This is a genomic window from Janthinobacterium sp. 64, assembly GCF_002813325.1.
Lineage (GTDB): Bacteria > Pseudomonadota > Gammaproteobacteria > Burkholderiales > Burkholderiaceae_D > Janthinobacterium.
In genome coordinates this window covers 147,815-167,217 of sequence record NZ_PHUG01000002.1, presented here as the reverse complement: position 1 = coordinate 167,217, position 19,403 = coordinate 147,815, and the positions used below count along the sequence as shown (strand labels likewise).

Here is a 19,403-nt window from a genome sequence, read left to right as displayed (position 1 = left end):
AAGGTGGTGGAGGTAAATAGTCATGTGGGAAATTTTTGCCTACCAGAATTCGGACAGTTTGTACGGGCTGATGAATGCCGTGGCCGCCATGGTCGGGGCGAACACCTACCGAAATGCGCTTGGCATCGTCGCCGTGTGCGGCTTCGTGGCCGCCTTGGTGGGTTATGCCTTCGCCCCGGAAAAGATGGTGGGCTGGAAGTGGCTCGCCTCGGTGGTCCTGGTCTTGTCGGTACTCCTGGTGCCGAAGGTCACTGTCGGTATCGTCGACAAGACGGGCGGTTCGGCCGAAGTCTTCGTCGACAACGTTCCGTTCGGCCTGGCGGTGCTCGCCTCGCTGACCAGTACGGTCGGCAACAGCCTGACGGAACTCGAAGAAACGGCCATGCAGGTGATCCCGGGGGCGGCCGGCATGCCCGACAAGCTCACGTACCAGAAAAACGGACTGATGTTTGGGAGCCGCATGGTGCGTGAGGCTTCCAAAGTGGTATTCCAAAGCCCGTATTTCCGAACAGACCTCATCAATTTTATCCATAACTGTACAACGTTTGATCTGGCCTCTGGCTACCTGTCGCCGGACGCATTTGCGACCTCGGGCGACGTGTGGAGTCTCATGGGCGACCCGAATCCGGCCCGGTTTAGCAGCATCACGAATGCGGCCGGCACCGCGGAAGTGCTCACCTGTCCTCAGGCATATACAAAGCTATCGGCGAAAATGCCGGCCGAAGTTCAGCGCATCCAAGGCACACTGGCATTCCGCATGAATCCGACGCTTCCTGGGACGGTAGCCTCGGCCCTGATCGCGGACCAGATTCAGCAAGCCTACCTGAAAGCAAAAATAGCCGACGCCTCGGCCACCGCAGCCAATATTATTCGGCAAAACGCGCTCATCAATGCTGTCAACGATACCAGTCTCATGGCCGGACAGAAGATCAACGATCCGGCTACCATGCTGCTGGCCGTTGGCCGCGCGCAAGCGGTGGCCCAAACGAACGCCGCGTGGATTAACAACGGCAAGGTGGCGGAGCAAGCGCTGCCCGTGATCCGCAACGTGGTCGAAGCGGTGGCGTACGCGATATTCCCGCTGTTAATCCTCATCCTAATGTTGACCAACGGCAAAGATACCGTGGCCGGCTTCAAGAACTATGCGTCTGTGCTCATCTGGATCCAGCTGTGGCCACCGCTCTATGCCATCCTGAACTATATGGCGACCATGTATGCAATGCGTGACTTGGCCGCTGCGGCCAGCGTAGGCAACGGCGTCAACGCCCTGTCGCTGGCCACGTCCTCGACCATTTTTTCCAGCGCCATTTCGGGCGAAGCCGTCGTCGGCTATATGACCATCAGCATTCCTTTCATTGCCTGGGCTGCCCTCAAGCGCATGGAGAACTTTGGCACCGCGCTCGTCGATGGCATGCGCCTGTTGCAAAGTAATGTGACCAGTGCCACCAATTCGGCGGCAACGGGCAACGTATCCATGGGAAATGCCGCCATGGACCAGATGACCTTGGCACCTGTCCGCTCGTCACCGTTCTTCAGTGGTCGGCAAAATGATGTTTCAGGAAATAGCTACACCACCAATGCGTTGTCCGGCCTCACCGCTGCCAAGGCATTGGCCAATGAAGGACCGGTTTCCAGAACAGTGGAGGGCAAGGTGACGGAAAACCATGTTGCTGCTGCCAATCAACAAGTGTCGGCAGCGGAGTCAAATGCTGTCGCAGCAACAAGGGACAAAGCGGCCGCCTTCTCGAATGCCCTTCTCCATGTCGATGGAACTGGCGTGGCAAAGAATCGGTCTAAAGGTGCCACAAGAAACAGTATTGAAGGATTTGGCGCACGTACGCAAGAGCTTAAGCAACTTACCGAAACCATTGCGAAAGCCGTTGGGGCCAGCGAGCAACAGGTCGCAAACGTAGCTTTTGGTGCTGGAGTCGATCTGAGTTTCGGCATACCAGGTTTTGGCGTCGTTCCTGGTACAAAAATTGCGCTATCAGGACATGGCGGCAAACAGTACTCGGCCGCAATAGACAAAAAGGAATCGGAGATCAAAAGCCACTTGAGTAATGAAGATGTATCTAATTTCAAGGAATGGGCAGAGTCGCTTGCCAAGAATACCAGTTTATTGAACTCTGTTACTGCGGATCAAAGGACCGCCACCGAAAATGCAGCCAGAATCACCGAAACGGTAGCGAACTCGGAGCGTGCAGATGCAACGTTGCGCGAACAAGTAGACTACGCTACAAGTATATCGGCAGCGCATTCGCGCGGGGAATATTTTAATCTGGATATTGCAAAGGATCCACAAAATATTCAACTATTTGAATCACTTTTGTCACACAACCAGAACAGTGCAGCTGCCAAAACTATTATCGATTCTCATCTCGGAAGCATTGCAAACACACCCATATTGCCAACCACAAACAGCAATCTTCCAGACTCATTTGAATCAGTAAGAGCGGCATATCGAGACATGAAGGACAATCCCTCACTGTATCCAGACATCGATAAGCAGCATCAGGCTAACAAATCACGAACACATGCGACAACGCCAAATAATTCTGCAAACAGCACTAAAAACAAGGATGGACCGACTCTACCGGTAGAAGGGCAAGATTGGATGACAGCAGAGCAAGCTAGAATTAAAAAAACGCCTACTCAAGTTCAGTCAGACCTAGAAAAAATAAACGGAAAAGCCGACACTGAAAAGAATAAGGCACGACAAAAATTTAGAAAAGACAGTGGAATTGTCGAGACGCCGTCTGGCAACATCACGACGAAAAAATCACTATTCGGCAACGCAAATAGACAAGTAACCGAGGATCCAGATATTGTTGCGGAAGGGATTAAAGAATTAAATAAAAAAGCAGCTGAAAAAATAAAAGACCTCTTTAAAAAATAAATTCACTTTTCATCTCGGAGTAACCACAGAGGATCTAGATTTGGCTCCCCGTTCTCATCTATCCTGTAAGCCTGGTTTTTGAACGGATTCCTCCCATAAAAGAAGTCGTCATACATGACTAAGTACGTCCGAGGCGAAATTAATATGCATCCAGCCGAAATTCTTTTACTTATACAAACAATAATATAAGAAACTGCATATAGAACTAGCATGAATACAATTCCAAAAGCGGCATAAATTGCCGTACCCAATACTGAACCATCGAATCCAAAAGATCCACCAAAAATACCACCGATGAGTACGCACGAAGCAATTTGCATAAATGTTTTCATAACAATTCCAAAAAATATAGGTTCATACCCATATTAGCAAAAAACAAAAAATTATCAAGAAATAATTAATTATGCTGAATCTACACTGTTCAATTTACTATGGGAGCTTTCCATTATGAAATTACTGCATGTAGCATTTACTTTAATTTTGGCATTTACAATTTCATCGGTGCAAGCGGTTGCACTCGCAAAAAAGCCCACCGACGACACAGTCTGCGATTTGTCGACGATGACCACCTATCGATTGTCCCAACGGACCTTCGTCGAGGCGCGCACGCGCGACGAGAACGTCATCTACGCCCGGCTAGCGCTACGTTTTGTGGCGAAGGAATGCAAGAACGGCCAGCTCTTGCTGCTCCATTCCGAGGATGGCATCGCTTTCGATGAACAGTATTTTCGAGTAGTTACTGCTCAGTTATGTAGTGTTTCCAATGTCACACGCGAATCTGCGAGCACGCAAGAATATCCGCATGCCTTTGTAATGCGGTGCCCGATCTCAAAGCTTAAAGAAGCCACCGCGGCATTAGCCGAAATGGAAAAAGCAAAACCGACGGAAGCCATGATCGATGAAGGGGCGCCGATGCGAAGTGCACAGCCAAACCGGAGAGAAGAAGAAAAAAAAACGTGCGGTGACAGGATGACCTGGGAAACTGTCGTACTGGGTTGGGGGGGCAGTTGTCGCTAACTTATCGCGCCTAGCCCCCACAAGGAAACGCCATGGAAAATAATGACGATAAGAGTCAAGCTGAACTGCAGGCCACCAATCTCGCACTACTGATGTTGGCCGAGATACGCGAACAACGCGCGGGATTCAGGGAAGAACGCCTGGCGCTTGAACGGGATCGAAAATTTGCTCGCCGCCTCACGTTGACGCTGAAGTCGTTGCTCGTTCTCATGCCACTCTTGTTCGGTCTGTACTTTTTCATGCAAACGTTGCAGTTTAAAATAGGTCCCTTCGGCCCGGTCATAGGCATTGTGCACATCGAGGGCGAGATCGCTGCAACCTCACTCGCGTCCGCAGACAAGATCGTGCCGGCACTGAAGCGGGCGTTTGAGTCCAGCAACGTTACGCAGATAGTTCTCGCGATAGACAGTCCCGGTGGCGCGCCGGTCGAGGCCGAGCGTATCGGAAACGCGATTCACTCTTTCAGGAAAAAGCACCCGAAACCGGTAGTGGCGGCGATCAGCAACGTCGGCGCATCGGCTGCCTACATGATTGCGTTGCACGCCGACAAGATCATCGCAGGGAAATACAGTCTGGTGGGATCGATCGGCGCCATCATCGCGCCATGGCAACTGTCGCGTGCGCTGGATCGGATGGAAATCTCGCAGCAGGTATATGCATCCGGTCACCTGAAGGCATTCTTGAATCCGTTCACACCGCCTAGCCAGGACGCGCAAGCCAAGGCGCAGGATTTGGTGGACAGGGTAGGGCGAACCTTTTTGCGCGAACTAGAGGAACGGCGCGGCCGCGTCCTGCGGCACGACGTCAATTACGCCAGCGGGGAAATCTGGAGTGGGTTAGAAGCAAAGGAAATCGGCCTGATCGATGCCATCGGCACGATGGATGACTTCGTGGATGCTCAAAAGGATGTGACTGCATTCAACTTTGGACCACACCCTGGCGGATTTGGCCAAATGGGTACCCTGATCTCAACCTCGATCACTTCTGCGTTCGACGACATCATCGCGAGGCAGGAGTTTAAGCTTAGATAGGGGAGGGAGAGCGGAGCTGCAATTTCGTACGGTATGCGACCCATGTCAAGCCAAAATACGGCGCAAATTGGCTAGCTTTCTTGTGGCCGATACTGCCTTCACACGAGTAAGCTTGAAGAATCATGGAAAGAATTCAAGCCTACAGGTTCGAGCTGAGACCAACCGGCGACCAGGAGCGCGCCATGCGCCGCTTCGCCGGTTCTTGCCGGTTCATCTACAACAAAGCCTTGGCTCTGCAAAAAGAAAATCACGCAGCCGGCAACAAATTCATCAGCTATGTGGCCATGGCGAAATATCTAACAGCCTGGCGCAACAGTTCCGAAACCCCTTGGCTGTCGGACACGCCGTGCAGCAGCTCGCAGCAAGCTTTAATAGACCTCGATACGGCATTTAAAAACTTCTTTGAGAAGCGTGCTGGCTTTCCCAAGTTCAAACGCAAGGGTACGGGTGATGCTTTCCGCTACGCGAGCTCGAAGGAGTTCAAACTCGATGAAGGTAACGACCGTATCTTTTTACCCAAGCTGGGCTGGATGCGCTACCGGAATAGCCGCGAGGTCATCGGCGAGTTGCGCAACGTCACCATTAGCAAGTCATGCGGCAAGTGGTTCGCGTCGATTCTGACCCGTCGCGAGGTCGAATCCCCCGTACCTAAAGCAGCGACGGCGATCGGGATTGACGTTGGGATCGCCCGCTTTGCCACCCTGAGCGACGGCGGCTTCATCGCGCCGCTCAACAGCTTCAAGAAACACCAGCAGCGTCTGGCGCGCTACCAGCGGCGCATGGGCCGTAAGATCAAATTCAGCAGTAATTGGAAGAAGGCGAACGCGCGCGTCCAGAAAATTCACCGCGACATCGCCAATGCTCGGAAAGATTTCCTGCACAAAAATACAACGACGATCAGCCGAGTTCACGCGCTCGTCTGCATTGAGGATTTGCAGGTACGGAATATGTCCAGGTCCTCTAAAGGCACCATCGAACAGCCGGGCAAGAAAGTCAGCCAGAAGTCGGGGCTGAACCGCGCCATTCTCGATCAAGGATGGGGCGAGTTTAGGCGGCAGCTAGACTACAAGATGGCGTGGAACGGCGGTATGTTCCTGGCAGTGCCGCCGCACCACACTAGCCAGACGTGCCCGACTTGTAGGCACATATCAAAAGACAATCGGCAGACCCAGGCGAAATTCCTGTGCGTCGAGTGCGGCTACAAAAATCACGCAGACGTGGTGGGCGCGATTAACATTGTTGAGCGGGGGCACCGCTTGCTAGCCTGTGGAGAGATGGCGCAGTCAGGCCACTTGAAGAAGCAGGAACCCACCGAAGCGCGTGGCAACTCATCGCGCCGCGCTGTAGAGATCTCTATCCTTTAGGTAGGGAGGATGTCAAGTGCTTGAGCGGGGGCACCGCTTGCTAGCCTGTGGAGAGATGGCGCAGTCAGGCCGCTCGAAGAAGCAGGAACCCACCGAAGCGCATCGCAAGTCATCGCGTTGCGCCGTAGAAACCCCCGTCCGTTAGGCGGGGAGGATGTCAACTGCCAAACCCACGCGCTCGTCTGCATTGAGGATTTGCAGGTACAGAATATGTCCAGGTCCGCCAAAGGCACTGTCGAACAGCCGGGCAAGAGTGTGCGTCAGAAAGCCGCGCTGCACCGTGCCATTCTCGACCAGGGCTGGGACGAGTTCAGGCGGAAACTCGCCCACAAGATGGAATGGAATGGCGGCATGCTGCTTGCCGTGCCGCCGCACCACATCAACCAGACGTGCCCGGATTAGGGATCGCTGGCGATAGCGTATGCCACCGCTCCAACAACAAGCTGCTCCGAGGCTTACGAAAAGCCGCATTTCAAGCGACTTGTGAGTGTCTAGTGAATTCGTGGCAATTCAGTCTTGCTCGTTGTCACCATATGCTTTATTGGTTAGATCTGGGGTTTTGGGAAAACGATGAGCCTGTTGCTTGCGCTTATCGTCAAAGTCTGGGTCGCTCTGGATATGGCCACATAGAACAGCTTTGCATTGGCGCTTCGCTCGCCAAGAAAATGTGCAGCGTTGGGAATCACTACGTGATCAAATTCGAGGCCCTTTAGTAAAAGAGGCGTGGAAACGGTGCGTAGTGGCATCTTACGTCCGGAGTTGGTCACGCGTTGCCGAATACTCGCTGCCGCCTCTGTCATGCTTTTCACCCGCTCCGCCCCTAACTCCGCGATAGCCTTTTCTCCATCGCGCCATATTTCCCTGCGAAACAATCGCCAGTTTGGCCGCATTTTTGCTATCGCGAATAGTCGATGTGCAGCTAAGGCACCAGCTTTGCCTCCGAGATCGGCAGCGACCAATCCCATTTCTTCGGCCATTGCCGCATCGTCCTGATTAGGTGCTTCATTCTCCGCGAGCTGTTTGACGTGGAAACATTCTTGCATAAGGCTGTTGATTGCAGCTAGACGTTGATCTTGATTGGGTGAAGCGTCCCAAGCGGCGGCGAAGTTTTGGAGACGGCCAGCCGCCATCTCTTCGATGGCTTGGAATCCACCACGCGTGGCTTGTGCGAGACGGTAACAGATGGCCTTGTTGCAGTGGATGGCGGCTTGGGTTCCCTCGCGCGCATCGATGCCATCAAAAAATGTCGCCATGTCGAAGGCGTCGTCTGATTGTCGATAGGTGATCGGACCGTCCGCCAAATCGATAGGCTCGCCGGCCATGAGTTTTTGACGTGTCTGGGCGATCCATGCGCCTAGCTCTGGATTTTTGCCAGCCCAGCGATGCGGCGTTTCCAATGTGCCTGCGAACGGGAAGTGGTTGTGAATCTCTCTCTCCCAGCTCAGTGTCGCGCCAGCAAATTCGAAGATGCCCTGCATAGGGTCTCCAAATATGATGGTCGGCACGATCCCGGACAAAGCGATTGCCAATTGATGCTGGCCGTGGTTACAGTCTTGGTATTCGTCAATGAGGACGCGATCGTAGGAGCTGGCGATGACATCCCTTACAGCAGAGACGCTCAATGCGAGGACTGCACCGCGGTAGAGATGCTCCCATTCGGCGCTCGTCCTAGGCATTCCATCACAAGGCCTTGCTATGCCAGGAAAGGCATGTGTATAGCGCATGCACCATCCAGCGATGGTGTCCACGGCGACAGCGTGTTGCGGAATGCCGAGGCGCTTCACGCGAGAGCGGATCGCGTGGACGCCGGCATGCGTGTGAGTGAGCACAAGGGCGCGTCGGCCCAGCGCGGCAACGTTGGCGATCACCTCAGTCTTGCCATGGCCAGCGGGCGCTACCACTGCGGCGTTTCCCAGTGCGAAGATGTCCTGTGGGCTAGGCATAGGCCCACTGTTCTAAACGAAGCAGGATTTGAGTTAGAGGCGCGGGATTATTTTCCCCCATGATGCCCCAGACGATCTGGCCGATTTCTCTGCCGTAGCGAAGCTCTTTGAACCACTTCTTGTTTTTCGCCACATCTGCTATCGCGGCCCTAAGCTGCGCCGCGTTCAAATTGCTGTTGAGTTCCCAAGTTTGAAAGTCCTCCCTCACAGTCGCAAGACTCATCCCCATTCTCGGAAAGATGGCTCCGCTCACCGACTCCTCGCCATGGTTTGTTCGCGCGACCGCGAGGAGATTTTGAACCATTTGGTCGCTGGCCGCCGAGAATATCGCTTGCTCAGTGTTGAGCATGCTGCCGTATTCATAAATGGGCACGTTGGCCGCCGCCAGCGACGCGATGATGGGCGGCGGCAACGGCACATCCGAATCCATGAACAATGCAGTGGGGTAGCCTAGCGCGGCCAGAGCCAACGCCATGGCAGGTGCTTGTGCACCGTTACCGTCGGCCAAGGCCACGCCCATCTGCTCGATGGGTCTCCCTTGATGCCTGCTAGGCCATTGTTCTCGCACTCCAAGCAGCAAGCCGACTTCGGTCATGCCTTCGCAAACTAAGATGCGCTTCGCGAAGAATGCGCGCGGAGTGAAGCGCATCAGTGCGGCAATTGGGACTGGTGCCTCGGTCTTTATCGCGGTTGTCACGCGATCGGGGCGGGATGTCTTGATGACGTGGAGCGATTGAGCGCCGCATTCTGCTAGGGCTATATCGGAGTGGGTAGTCAGCAGCACTTGGCCCACAGGGGCGCGTGCGGCGGCGGCCGAGCTTTGGCCTGCTTTGAGTTGAGATATTGCGCCAATGATGCGGTGCGGTTCCAAGCCATGCTCGATTTCGTCAACCAGAATGATGGCGCCTTCCGAGATTGCTGATTTCTGTATGGCCAGCGTCGCAAGGCGGCGAGTGCCCAATCCGGCAAGCCTTAGCGGCACTCCGTCGTCATGCAGCGCGATCGATCCCGAGGATAGACCAGAGCGCCCAAGTTCTAGCCCCGGCTCATAATGTCCTTCTACATATGCCCCCAGGCCCTTGGCGAAGCCTTCGGCCGCCGTCGCGGTCGTCGCGAGAGATTCGATTTCGTCCAGCTTGGCGCTGTCGCGTGCGGCACGGTATGCCTCCGCTAGTCGCGACGCCGCTTCCTTGTTGTCTCCGGTCAACCGCGACAGGACGGAGCCCTGTCCCCATGCCAAGTGGCGTGCGTCATCGCCTGCAAGTCTAACTAGACCAAACAGCGCTCGATCTCGATTGGATATTGTTCGAGGGGTTTCTACCCGGTCGCATACCAGTTCCCAAACGGGTTCCAATGTGGCATCCACGGTGAGGCGCACAGTTAAAACAGGCTCGTCGTCGGTCTCAGGCTCATCCCGCAATTCTCCGCCGGATGTCCAACCTCGTATGTATAGTCCGAAACGCTCATCTGATTTCAAAGTCCTGGACAACTCTCCCACGGTTACTTCGATCTCGATGGTTTTGCTTGTGTCGCACGCTAAAAAGTCAGATTCAGAAAAAGAAAACCAGCGGGAATTCAGAGCAGCCTCAGCCGCGTCAAGAATAGTGGATTTCCCGGAGTCGCCGGCTCCAATTAAACAGCAGAATGCATCGCGGGGAGCCCAAGTCAAGGAAGCAATACCGCGAAAGTTTTGAATTTTTAACTGTCTGATCTGCATGCAGGCCTCAGGTGGATATCATCTGGTATGTATTTAGAAACAATAGTAGTTTATATTAGTGACGAGGAGCAAGAATTGTTGGCTGTTCTTTCAATATTTTTTAGCAGTGAAAATTTTCAGTTAATGATTCGAACTATAGGGAAAATATGAAGCTGATAGGCGCCAGAGTCCAAAACTATCGTTCTGTCGAAGATAGCGGCGAGTTCGAAATTGGCGACCTCACTTGCCTGGTTGGAAAACATGAGGCAGGAAAAACTGCAGTCATCAGCGCGCTGCTCGGGCTGCGCCTCACCCAGCCATTTGAATTCGACGAGACCATCGATTAGTTTTGAGGCCTCGTGGAAAACTGACTCAGTTATCTAACCTCAAGGAATTTGGCGCACCCAACGGAGCGACTCCGCGAAAATGTGAGGGGTGACCAATTTCTTCTCGCATCCATAGTCCCTGACATTTTCATCCTCACTAACTCGCGGCGTAAGATCTGGTTGTGGAGCAGTAGGGGGCATTATTCCGTAATAGGCCACGTTTACCTTACCACCTTGACCAACCCAACGACGCCAATAGTCTGGCCTCGATACGCTGGCTGGCGTCCAATGATCTACGAATATGGGAGGCCTTCCGAGTTTCTTCACGACATCCTCGCGCCAAAGCTTGCAACAATTTTGGAATGCGCGCTTTGTATTTGAACCGTCCCTAAGCCCTGACTCGAAGAATGTTTTGAGAGAACGGCGGCTAAAGCTCTCAGGCTTCACGTCATTGTTAATGGCTACGCATGCGATCATGAGTAGTCCATCGATCAACCTCACCGCATTTTCCTTCTCCGGCTGAAAACGTTCCAGCAGCAGCTGATAAGTCTTCCAAAACTTAAGGCTGATAGAGCCATCAGCTCCCGACAGGGGGAGCGACATCGCTGTATTCCTGGCCAAGAGAGCCAAGGAGGTTTCTACGTTGGGTGGTGGATTGGAGGCCAACAATGTTTTCTCATGCCAAACGGCGATCAGCGCGGCGATGGATATCGGGCTGTGGCTGGCGTCGAGTAACATTGCCGCCGTTAGACTTGAAGCATGTTGTAACATTTCTCCATACGTCTGGCCAAAACGCTCCCACATACCCTTGAAAATGGAAATGCAAAGCTCTGAGGAGTGAAGGATGTCCTCGCCTTCTTTCACATTTTTTGCAGTGGACAAGCTGGTGGGCAGGCTGGCAAGCTGACATCCTTGCTGGACTGCGATTCCAACGCCCCAGCTGCATAGCTGGCCAATCTTCTCCGCTACCTGTCTCGAAGTTAGCAGTCCGCTGCTTTCCAGCGTAGCCAAAATGTCCAGGACGCAGATGCTTTGAAAATCGCCATCATGCCCTTGGCAATAAATTCTAAAAATGGCATCGTCGGAGTACAAAAGATGCTGAGGTTGCTTTGATAAAGTTTGGATCTCTGCCGCAATTCGGAGGGAGGCGACACCGTCGTCTTCCGCATCTGCCTTGGCGCTTCTAGGTTGTAGCAGTTGTCCGAAGTGCTTCTGAAGACTGGCCTGTATTGATCGGCATTTTTCTCCAGCGAATGAGCCAAAAACAGGGTCGGCCAGCTTGCCGATTTCAAGCATGGTCCGCTGTGCAACGGCCACTTTGGGAAAAAGTTTGAAAATCAGGTCGATGAGGTCGAGGTCGTTAGCAACCAACAACGAGAGATGATCCATCAATGGAATTTGATCCCGCATCTTGTCCCACGGGAATGCGTTCCATTGCCCCGGGATCATTTGCAGCAGTAGGCATTGATCTGTGCCTTTCGCTTTCTTGGATGCTTCCCACAGTGAAGGAAGGTCTCGCCCCAAATTTGCGTCGAGTTGCGGACGCCAGGCGAATGGCGCTCCTTTCGACTTTTCACTTAACGACTCTGCTTGCTGGCGGCGGGCCTCAATGCTATCGGGAGTATCCCCAACCAACCTCATCAATGTCTCCAACATTTCCTCTGGCGACGCGTTTTCAGCAAAAGACGCAGAACGCAATACCTTCGAGTTCGGAAATTTCTCAGAGTAGCGCTTCAGCCTGGCTTGATATTCTATGATTTGCTCTGCGTCGGGCTCTGTGGGATGAGGCGATGTCATGACCATCATTAGGAATGCGCTCTCATCGATTTCGTCGTCGGGGTCGATCAACTCTCCGATGCGCCAAGCGATTGCGTGCGCGCGCGGATCGGACGAATTCTTCGCTCGAACCAAATGATGAAGCAACTTCAGATGTTCTACTTTTCTGTCGCTCCCACTGGACAGAGCCAGCATTTTCTCCGTCATTGCCATTGCCTCATCCATAAAGCCGCATCGAATGGAGATGTCGATGTGAACCGTGAGGACGAATAGTTCCGATACACCTTTCGCAATTATCGGGGACAGCAGCGCACGCGCTTCTGCTGTGCGGCCCAACCGGTCCAGGGCCAAAGCGGCGACTGCGGCCAATGTTGGGTTCTCTGCGAAACGCTCGCGGCCATCCTCCGCGAGCGCCAATAACTCCTCCCATCTCCCCAGCGTTGTGTAAGCCTGTCCTAATTGCAGAAGTGGTTCCACCGGTAATAATCTGTCTCCCATCAACACCTCTGCGACAGCGACGATCTTTTCAGCCTCGGCCAATTGATGAGGATTGAGTGCATGAAACAAATGAATTGCGAGCGTGAATGGCCGATTTTGGCTTTCAAACTCGGCGAAAAGCTCGTCCAGTGCTAGGGTTCGCTTGGCCTTATTTTTGGAGACGGTCGAGGAGTAGTTCCACACCGCGCGTTGATATGAAAGCTCTGGAGTTCCTTCAAAAAGCGGTAACCATGTCTCGACTAAGTCCCCCCTGACCAAGCGGTCAGCCGAGGTGATGGCCGAACTGAGCGCTTCCCCAAACATGGGATCGGTGCGGTTAAGTGTAGGAAGCTGCGTCTCGAAAAACGCGACACATTCGGCATCTCTTTTTGTGGCGTGCAGCATGGCGGTCTTGCGAAGCTTAGTGGTGGAGTTTTGCGGTTGCATCGCGTTCGAACTCAGTGCAAGATCAAAGTCTCCTGTCTGGGCTGCCAAAGACTCTACAGCGGATTGCAGTGTTGGAAGAGTTGGGCGCTTTTCCACCGCTTCCTTCAGGATCGCCAGCGCTTGTTCCTCTTTGCCGATGATTGAGCTGGCGGCGCAAAGAATATCAGCCAAAAATTCGACGTTGACTGGCCAGCCGCTTGCTCGCAGGCCATCCGCAGCCAGTTTCATGCCGCTCCAAGCATCGTGCACCAGATTCAAATTAACTTCGGGCCTGCCTGTCAGCGGGAGGGGGTGACTTCCGCTTTCCGAATCCAGGTTCAACGCAATGTTGAATTGGGCGCGGGCTTTGATGATCAAAAACAGAATGCGCGTCCCATCTTTCAAGTCTGGCAGCAGTAGGGCGGCCTCGCAGGCGGCGAGGGCATCTGTGGAACGTGAGCGCATTGTGCGGATGATGGCCAAGGCTGAGAGCTGCTCAGCACCGGAGAACGCTGACAACGTCTGCTCCGCTTCGTCGAATCTTTTTTCTGCGGCAAGAATGCGGGCCTTGATCGACAGGACTGCCGGTTCGGAGGACGTCAATTTGGCAAGTATGGCGCCCATATCACCAGGACTGTCTTCAGAAAAACCTATGCCAAACTTAGTCTCTGCCCAAGCAGCCAAATACTTTGGATGCCCTGGCGCGGCTTCCATGGCCTTCTCAAAGGAACCACAGGCCTCGTTTTGGCAAAGACGAGATAGGCTCTCGCGTCCGGTGAGATGCCAGTAGTCCGCGACTTCCAATGGAACAGCTTTGTGCATCAATGCGCTTGCCGAAACAAGTCGTCCTGCAGCTCGCTCGAACGCCCCGGTGTTCAAATCTTTTTCGACCTCGAACAAGAGCCAAGCCATTGATCCAGGCGGCCTGTCCGGCCACACAGTTGCCGGCTCCTCGGACAGGGACTCCATAAGGGCGGTGCTCCGCGCCGAGAATCCCCCGGGAAGCTTTCCGAGCAGGGCAGCTCGTTCTCTCTGGTCCATTGACGGGCTTCGCTTCTCAAGTGTCATGTCCAGCGAGGCTCCGATGTTCGCGAGCGCTCTAAATTGCGACAAGTCCTTGGACAGATCTGTGTCACCGTTCAGAGTGTTTTGTTTGGGAACGTGAAGGGTCACATAGAGCTGTTCGTCGGGAAGGTTGCGTGCGTTCAATCTGCGCAACTCGTCATGAATCCAGACGTAATAAAGCGGACATTTTATGGCGACGGCATTAGCGCTCAGATCGCAGAGGACAAGTAGTATGGGCTCTGTAAAGCGCGCATAGTAACGAATGGTCGGTGCTTTGAGTTGAATAGAAAAATGGATTCCCTCACCGTTTAGGTCGGGTATGGTCGTCCCTTTTAGCTGAACCCGGAACATGTCGGTAGCTTGGCCATTCTGCAAAGTTTGAACTTGGTAGTCGATGCCAAAATCGTCCGTGCCGTCTGTGCTCTTGGGAAGCCATGTTTCTGGACAGAGTGCTGTGAAGCATTTTTCGGCTCTGAAACCAATGTTCTGAGCGTTACTAGCAGTGGGGAGGCGGCCTGTATCGGACATTCGAGTGTTTTCCTTATATTGTCTCCATTGTAATCTGAGGCAGGTTGTTGTCGCCGTCATTCTTGTTGGGTAAGGCGCCCAAACGCCCAGTAAGCAGCCGCGTGCACAATGGCGTGGTGGCGGTGGACGAACCCAATCAGCGGTGGTGCTCGGACGGCTTCGAGATCGCCTGCGACAACGGCGAAGTGGTGACCGGTGTGTTCATGAAGGATTGCTGTGACCGCGAAATCATTGCTTGGCGCGCTTGGGCGGAACGTGGCATGCCTGGCGAACCCGTGCACGACATGCTGGTGGAAGCGGTCGAGGCAAGATTCGGCCAGGCCAGCGTCGGCTCGACCAGGCTGGAATTCTTGAGCGACAACGGCGGCGCCTATCGAGCCCATGAAACGCACGCGCTGGCGCGCGAGCTGGGCATCGAGCCGGTGCATACACCGGTATGCAGCCCGCAATCGAACGGCATGGCCGAGAGCTTCGTGAACACGTTCAAACGGGACTACGTCAGCCTGATGGACCGCAGCACGGCAGAAGTCGTGCTCGCCCAGTTGCAAGACGCTTTACGCATTTCAACGAGGTGCATCCTCATTCGTCGTTGAACTTGAAATCACCTCGCATGTACAGGAGGGAGCTGGCGCGCCGGGCTCAGGAAAGCGGCGCTAACTAAACGATTGGCTGTGTCTGGTTATATGGGGGCAAGATCATCGTAGAATTGGAAGGTTTCTAAGTATCTCATTCAGATTTCTGAAGATAACCAGCGTGCTTCACCGCTATTTCAACGAGGTGCTCAAAACGTTCAAATTTACCTTCATCCGCTTCGCGAAGTGCGAGGTAGTACTCTGCTCCATGATCCAGGACAGGGTCTTCAAGCAGGACCAGTAGTTCGCGAGCCTGGAGAGCAAGTATCGCCCTAGCGAGGCGGCCATTCCCGTCAATAAAGGGATGTATCCAAACCAATCGATGGAAGAAACGCGCGATAGAAGGAATCACCATGCCTGGATTTTCGAGCAGTCCTGAGTAATCGCGGTTCCAGTCATCGACGAGTACTTTTACTAGGCCCGCGACCTTATCCCAAGAAGGGCTTTCGATGCCGGGAGTCGGGGTACCGGTTGGGTCGACAAGCCAAACCTGAGTCTCGCGAAACTTGCCAGCTATTGCCGGATCAATCGCTTGGATCAACCGGTGCACATAACGAAGTAATGGAGCACTAAGATGGGTGCTAACAGCATCTTTTGGGTCTTCCAAGGCCCGCTTGAAGCTTGTGGCTGCAGCCGCCTCAAGCATTGCCCCTAGTGCGGTGTGCTCGCCCCGCACAGCACCAGCGACGACAGCGGCTGTGTCCCTTATAAGCGTTAGACCTTCCTGACCAAACCGGTCAATACGCCGAGCGAGAGAATCGATGGCCCGGGTTTGAACATTGAGAGCCTCTGTAAAGCTCTGGCCCGACGTCGCGAAGAAGGCAGCCTGCTCTTCATTGCTCATGGCCGCTCCCAAACGCCGAAGGCGGAGGCCGTATCCGGCCGGAGAGTCTAGCATTACGCGAAGACGCTCGAGGTGGTAAATCAGACAACGTTTGCGCTTGCCTGCTGCGATCTTTTCCAGCGTACTACGCTCGCTGACAGTCAACTGTTGGTTCGTTAAGAAAATAAAACCGTTTCTATGATGCTTGAGTGACTCTTCTAGGGAAGCGCTGATCAATTCGGTTTTCTGGCGAGGCTGGCGCGCCAAATACCCGACCGGCGCGCCGTTCAAGCCCGTTTTTCGTTCAATTTGAGGCGATGTTGCGCGTCTTTCTGCAATCAAGACGGACTACGGGATTCGGTGATCGTAAAGCGCCGTCCAGCCAACACCAGATTAGCAAAGGCGAACAAGGTAAAAAGCTGTGCAGTGTTCTTGGCCAAGCCGCGATAGCGCGTCTTACGATGACGGAATAGGTTCTTGATGACATGAAACGGATGCTCGACTTTTGCCCGCACGCTGGCCTTCAGATGCTCCAACTTTTCCATCAGGCGCCCCAGTTTGTTATTGGGCAGCGCCTTGCGTTTGGAGCGCTTCATGGCCACGTGCCATGTCACCGATTTGCCGATGTTTTCGGGCCGTTTTTCCACGCCCTGATAGCCGGCGTCGCCGAGTGCGGCGGTCTCGTCGCCGTGCAGCAACGCGTGCGCCTGGGTTACATCGGCCACATTGCCGGCCGTGCCAATAACCGTATGCACCAGGCCAGAAGCGGCATCGACGCCGACGTGGGCCTTCATGCCAAAGTGCCAGTCGTTGCCTTTCTTCGACTGGTGCATTTCCGGATCACGCTTGCCATCCTTGTTCTTGGTCGACGGTGGCGCGGCGATCAGCGTGGCGTCGACGATGGTGCCTTCGCGCATCATCAAGCCTTTCTCGGCCAAGTGCCCGTTGATCGTGTCGAAGATCTGGCGCGTCAGCCCGTTGGCCTCAAGCAGGTGGCGGAACTTCAGCAAGGTCGTCGCGTCCGGCGCCGATTCGCGGCCCAGGTCGATGCCGACGAAAGCACGAATGGACTGGCTGTCGGAGATCGCGTCTTCGATACCTTCGTCCGACAAACCAAAGCATTGCTGGGCTACGTACATGCGCAGCATGCGCGCCAGTCCAATCGGTGGCCGGCCGGCACCCTCGACCTTCGGATAGAACGGCTCGACGGCTTTATGCAGCTTGCCCCAGGGCGTTACGCTGTCGATCTCGGCCAGGAACAGGTCGCGCCGCGTCAGCTTCTTCTTGGCAGCATATTCAAGGTCAGAAAAGCTCTTTTGCATGGTCGATGGCGGACGGTGGCGATACCGTTATTGTCTCAGGTCGGACCTCAGCAGGGAACGGTGCCAGATGAATAAATCAGTGCTTCCCTAGGTCGGAAGTGAATTTCTTGGTGGTGGCTGAAAAAGTAATAGAATCGCGCGGGAAATGAACGGCAGCGACAAAGGAATTGCCTTCTTTGCTGCAGAGAATATCTTTCCCACCATCGGGGCCACCAAGTGGATGTTGAGGATCAACATCTTCAAACGCCTCTATCCGTAGTAAATCTGCACAAAGACGTTCAGCGTCTCCTAAGTCTTTTTCCCAATGTGACAACAAAATGGTGGTTGAAATATTCACTAATCCACGGCCCTTTCTGAATGATCGATAAACCTCTGCCGTAGCATACCACGGCCCGCAAACCAGCCAATAGGGCTAGACTGCCCTGTCGGCTTATCTTGTAGCCCATTACTAAGATTCTGTACAAACTCGAAAAGCGACTATTAATGCTTCGAAAATTTGGAACTTTGGAACTTTGGAGCTTAAAGGATTTAATATACATTAAATGTCCAGTCCCGTTTCATCATAAACGCGCTTCACGAATAGCTCCGGCTTCTTTTGCTGCCATTCTTTGAGCGCCTGGATGGGTGTTTTTTGCACCGATGACTCGTTGTGGAATGTGGTGGTTGTAAAGCTTTAAATAGTTGAACAAGGTCGTCTCCAGATCGGCCTGGCTATCGCCACCAGAGTTGATGGCTGCAGCGACTTGATTCTGACAGATGGCTTTCCCCCCAAGCGGACTTTCGCACAAGCATGTGACAATGTGTGAGTTTTTCGATTGGCAACTTGTTATGCTCTTGGGCGGTTAACGGCTGCGGACTCACTCGATCAACGCAACACTTTAACTTAAATGCATCATTGTAGAACGGAAATAATACGAAAGACGATTCGAATCGATTGCGCCGCGCCCCGCGAATCCTAAGATTAACGTCACAAGGCGTTTTGCTATGGGAAGGCACGGAACAGGGCCAGGCTAAGACGAGGAATATGATCGCACGAAACTAAATAACTGCACAACCAGCGGATCATTTAATTTTTTCACTCAGAATAACCCAAAAGAACGATATCAACTATCTGAATTTTTCAATATCGAAAATTAATAAATCTCAAAAAAACATAGTAGAATCGTATTTTTATCTTTGATTGACTTATTTCAATAAAATCTTGAGAGGAAATTTAATTGCTACCAGATACCTACACCATTAATACTGATCAGGTGACAAATCCCGGCGAAAGTCTGCATAATAGATGGTTGGAGCGTGGGATTGCTGTACTTAGTAGGGACGAAGACGACCTTGAAAAACTTGCTCAACCAGCTATTGGCGCAATAGTTTTGATGTGGGAAAACGGAATCGGAGGGGTTGCCGCAGGAAAATTTTCTGATAATGATGTACTGAGAGTCACTCGCACTGAGGACATAGTAAGCAAAAAGGAAGTCCGAGAGTTTCACCGAAAAGTAGATTGGTATGCCGATTTGAGGAAAAATCCGATCACAGCTACGGAATTTAGCAAGCTTCATGGAACAGATCCCAATGGGCGACTTCGGCGCTTCAATAAAGGAAAAGAAGAAATATTGGAATTAATAGAAACGCGTTCTCGTGATATTGAAAAAGAGCAATTAGAAACTAGGGCTGCCAAGTTCGCAGAAGTCCAAGTACGGCCTGATCAACAAGCATTTAGTAAGAGTGTTTTTATTGCGTGTGAAGGCCGTTGCATTGTAAGTGGCTGCAAAATTAGACAAGTTTTGGACGCAGCGCATAAAACTGGAAGAAATTGGCGTTCTGGACAAAATAGTGCAGGCGATGGTTTCATGATTAGGAAAGACTTACATGCGCTGTACGATAATAATTTGCTGTGGTTCGACGAAGACTGCAAGGTAAGACTAGCAACAAACGTTTATCCCGACTATGCACAGTATGAAGGCGTTCAGATATCTCCAGCGCATTGCCAGTAAACAAAGTGCCCGACACCACTTCTGAATGTATCGCTGGTAAATGAGTCTGCAGGTAAGCAAAAAGACAACGTGAAAAAATATCGCCCCTGC

12 protein-coding genes and 3 pseudogenes are annotated in these 19,403 nt (G+C 53.0%); 8 read left to right on the top strand and 7 right to left on the bottom strand.

Features of this window, described 5'->3' with window-relative positions:
* The first annotated feature begins 22 nt into the window (after positions 1–22).
* From CLU91_RS27120 to CLU91_RS27095, 5 genes and pseudogenes are all read left to right on the top strand, one after another.
* Positions 23–2,896, top strand: a complete 2,874-nt coding sequence (locus tag CLU91_RS27120; protein ID WP_100877023.1) for a conjugal transfer protein TraG N-terminal domain-containing protein — start codon at positions 23–25, stop codon at positions 2,894–2,896.
* A gap of 447 nt (positions 2,897–3,343) precedes the next feature.
* Positions 3,344–3,913 (top strand): hypothetical protein, encoded by a 570-nt coding sequence (locus CLU91_RS27115; protein WP_157814850.1) that lies wholly within the window; start codon positions 3,344–3,346, stop codon positions 3,911–3,913.
* A 32-nt stretch (positions 3,914–3,945) separates the two neighbouring features.
* Positions 3,946–4,944: a S49 family peptidase gene (locus tag CLU91_RS27110; RefSeq protein ID WP_100877021.1), complete on the top strand. Its 999-nt coding sequence runs from the start codon at positions 3,946–3,948 to the stop codon at positions 4,942–4,944.
* Positions 4,945–5,066: 122 nt separating this feature from the next.
* Positions 5,067–6,308, top strand: a complete 1,242-nt coding sequence (locus CLU91_RS27105) for an RNA-guided endonuclease InsQ/TnpB family protein (protein ID WP_100877020.1) — start codon at positions 5,067–5,069, stop codon at positions 6,306–6,308.
* Positions 6,309–6,473: 165 nt separating this feature from the next.
* Positions 6,474–6,704, top strand: a pseudogene (locus tag CLU91_RS27095) (RNA-guided endonuclease InsQ/TnpB family protein); the annotation flags it as partial.
* 149 nt (positions 6,705–6,853) lie between these two features.
* Here CLU91_RS27095 and CLU91_RS27090 read toward each other — a convergent pair.
* Both CLU91_RS27090 and CLU91_RS27085 read right to left on the bottom strand, forming a co-directional pair.
* A complete protein-coding gene (locus CLU91_RS27090; protein WP_100877019.1) occupies positions 6,854–8,251 on the bottom strand; it encodes a UvrD-helicase domain-containing protein in 1,398 nt (465 codons plus the stop codon).
* Entirely contained in the window at positions 8,244–9,968 is a 1,725-nt protein-coding gene (locus CLU91_RS27085; RefSeq protein WP_100877018.1) for an ATP-dependent nuclease, read from the bottom strand. The genes CLU91_RS27090 and CLU91_RS27085 overlap by 8 nt, the downstream gene beginning before the upstream one ends.
* Positions 9,969–10,114: 146 nt before the next feature.
* On the opposite strand from CLU91_RS27085, the gene CLU91_RS27080 reads away from it, so the two are divergent.
* Complete coding sequence (locus tag CLU91_RS27080) at positions 10,115–10,294, top strand: hypothetical protein (RefSeq protein ID WP_100877017.1); 180 nt, start codon at positions 10,115–10,117, stop codon at positions 10,292–10,294.
* 39 nt (positions 10,295–10,333) lie between these two features.
* Here the strand turns inward: CLU91_RS27080 and CLU91_RS27075 are convergent, their stop codons facing one another.
* Positions 10,334–14,545 carry a DUF4365 domain-containing protein gene (locus CLU91_RS27075; RefSeq protein ID WP_157814849.1) on the bottom strand — a complete coding sequence of 1,404 codons (4,212 nt, stop codon included), beginning with the start codon at positions 14,543–14,545 and terminating at the stop codon, positions 10,334–10,336.
* Between the two features lie 56 nt (positions 14,546–14,601).
* On the opposite strand from CLU91_RS27075, the pseudogene CLU91_RS27070 reads away from it, so the two are divergent.
* Positions 14,602–15,206: pseudogene (locus CLU91_RS27070) on the top strand (DDE-type integrase/transposase/recombinase); the annotation flags it as partial.
* A 65-nt stretch (positions 15,207–15,271) separates the two neighbouring features.
* Here the strand turns inward: CLU91_RS27070 and CLU91_RS27065 are convergent.
* The 4 genes and pseudogenes from CLU91_RS27065 to CLU91_RS27055 all read right to left on the bottom strand — a co-directional run.
* On the bottom strand, positions 15,272–16,291 hold the full coding sequence (locus CLU91_RS27065; RefSeq protein ID WP_100877015.1) for a Fic family protein: 1,020 nt from the start codon (positions 16,289–16,291) through the stop codon (positions 15,272–15,274).
* A gap of 47 nt (positions 16,292–16,338) precedes the next feature.
* Positions 16,339–17,322, bottom strand: a complete 984-nt coding sequence (locus CLU91_RS27060; protein ID WP_100877014.1) for an IS5 family transposase — start codon at positions 17,320–17,322, stop codon at positions 16,339–16,341.
* A 76-nt stretch (positions 17,323–17,398) separates the two neighbouring features.
* Complete coding sequence (locus CLU91_RS28095) at positions 17,399–17,659, bottom strand: hypothetical protein (RefSeq protein ID WP_157814847.1); 261 nt, start codon at positions 17,657–17,659, stop codon at positions 17,399–17,401.
* Positions 17,660–17,860: 201 nt separating this feature from the next.
* Positions 17,861–18,035, bottom strand: a pseudogene (locus CLU91_RS27055) (IS481 family transposase); the annotation flags it as partial.
* Between the two features lie 504 nt (positions 18,036–18,539).
* Between CLU91_RS27055 and CLU91_RS28090 the strand changes: the two are divergent.
* On the top strand, positions 18,540–19,313 hold the full coding sequence (locus CLU91_RS28090; protein ID WP_157814846.1) for an HNH endonuclease: 774 nt from the start codon (positions 18,540–18,542) through the stop codon (positions 19,311–19,313).
* Positions 19,314–19,403: the final 90 nt, after the last annotated feature.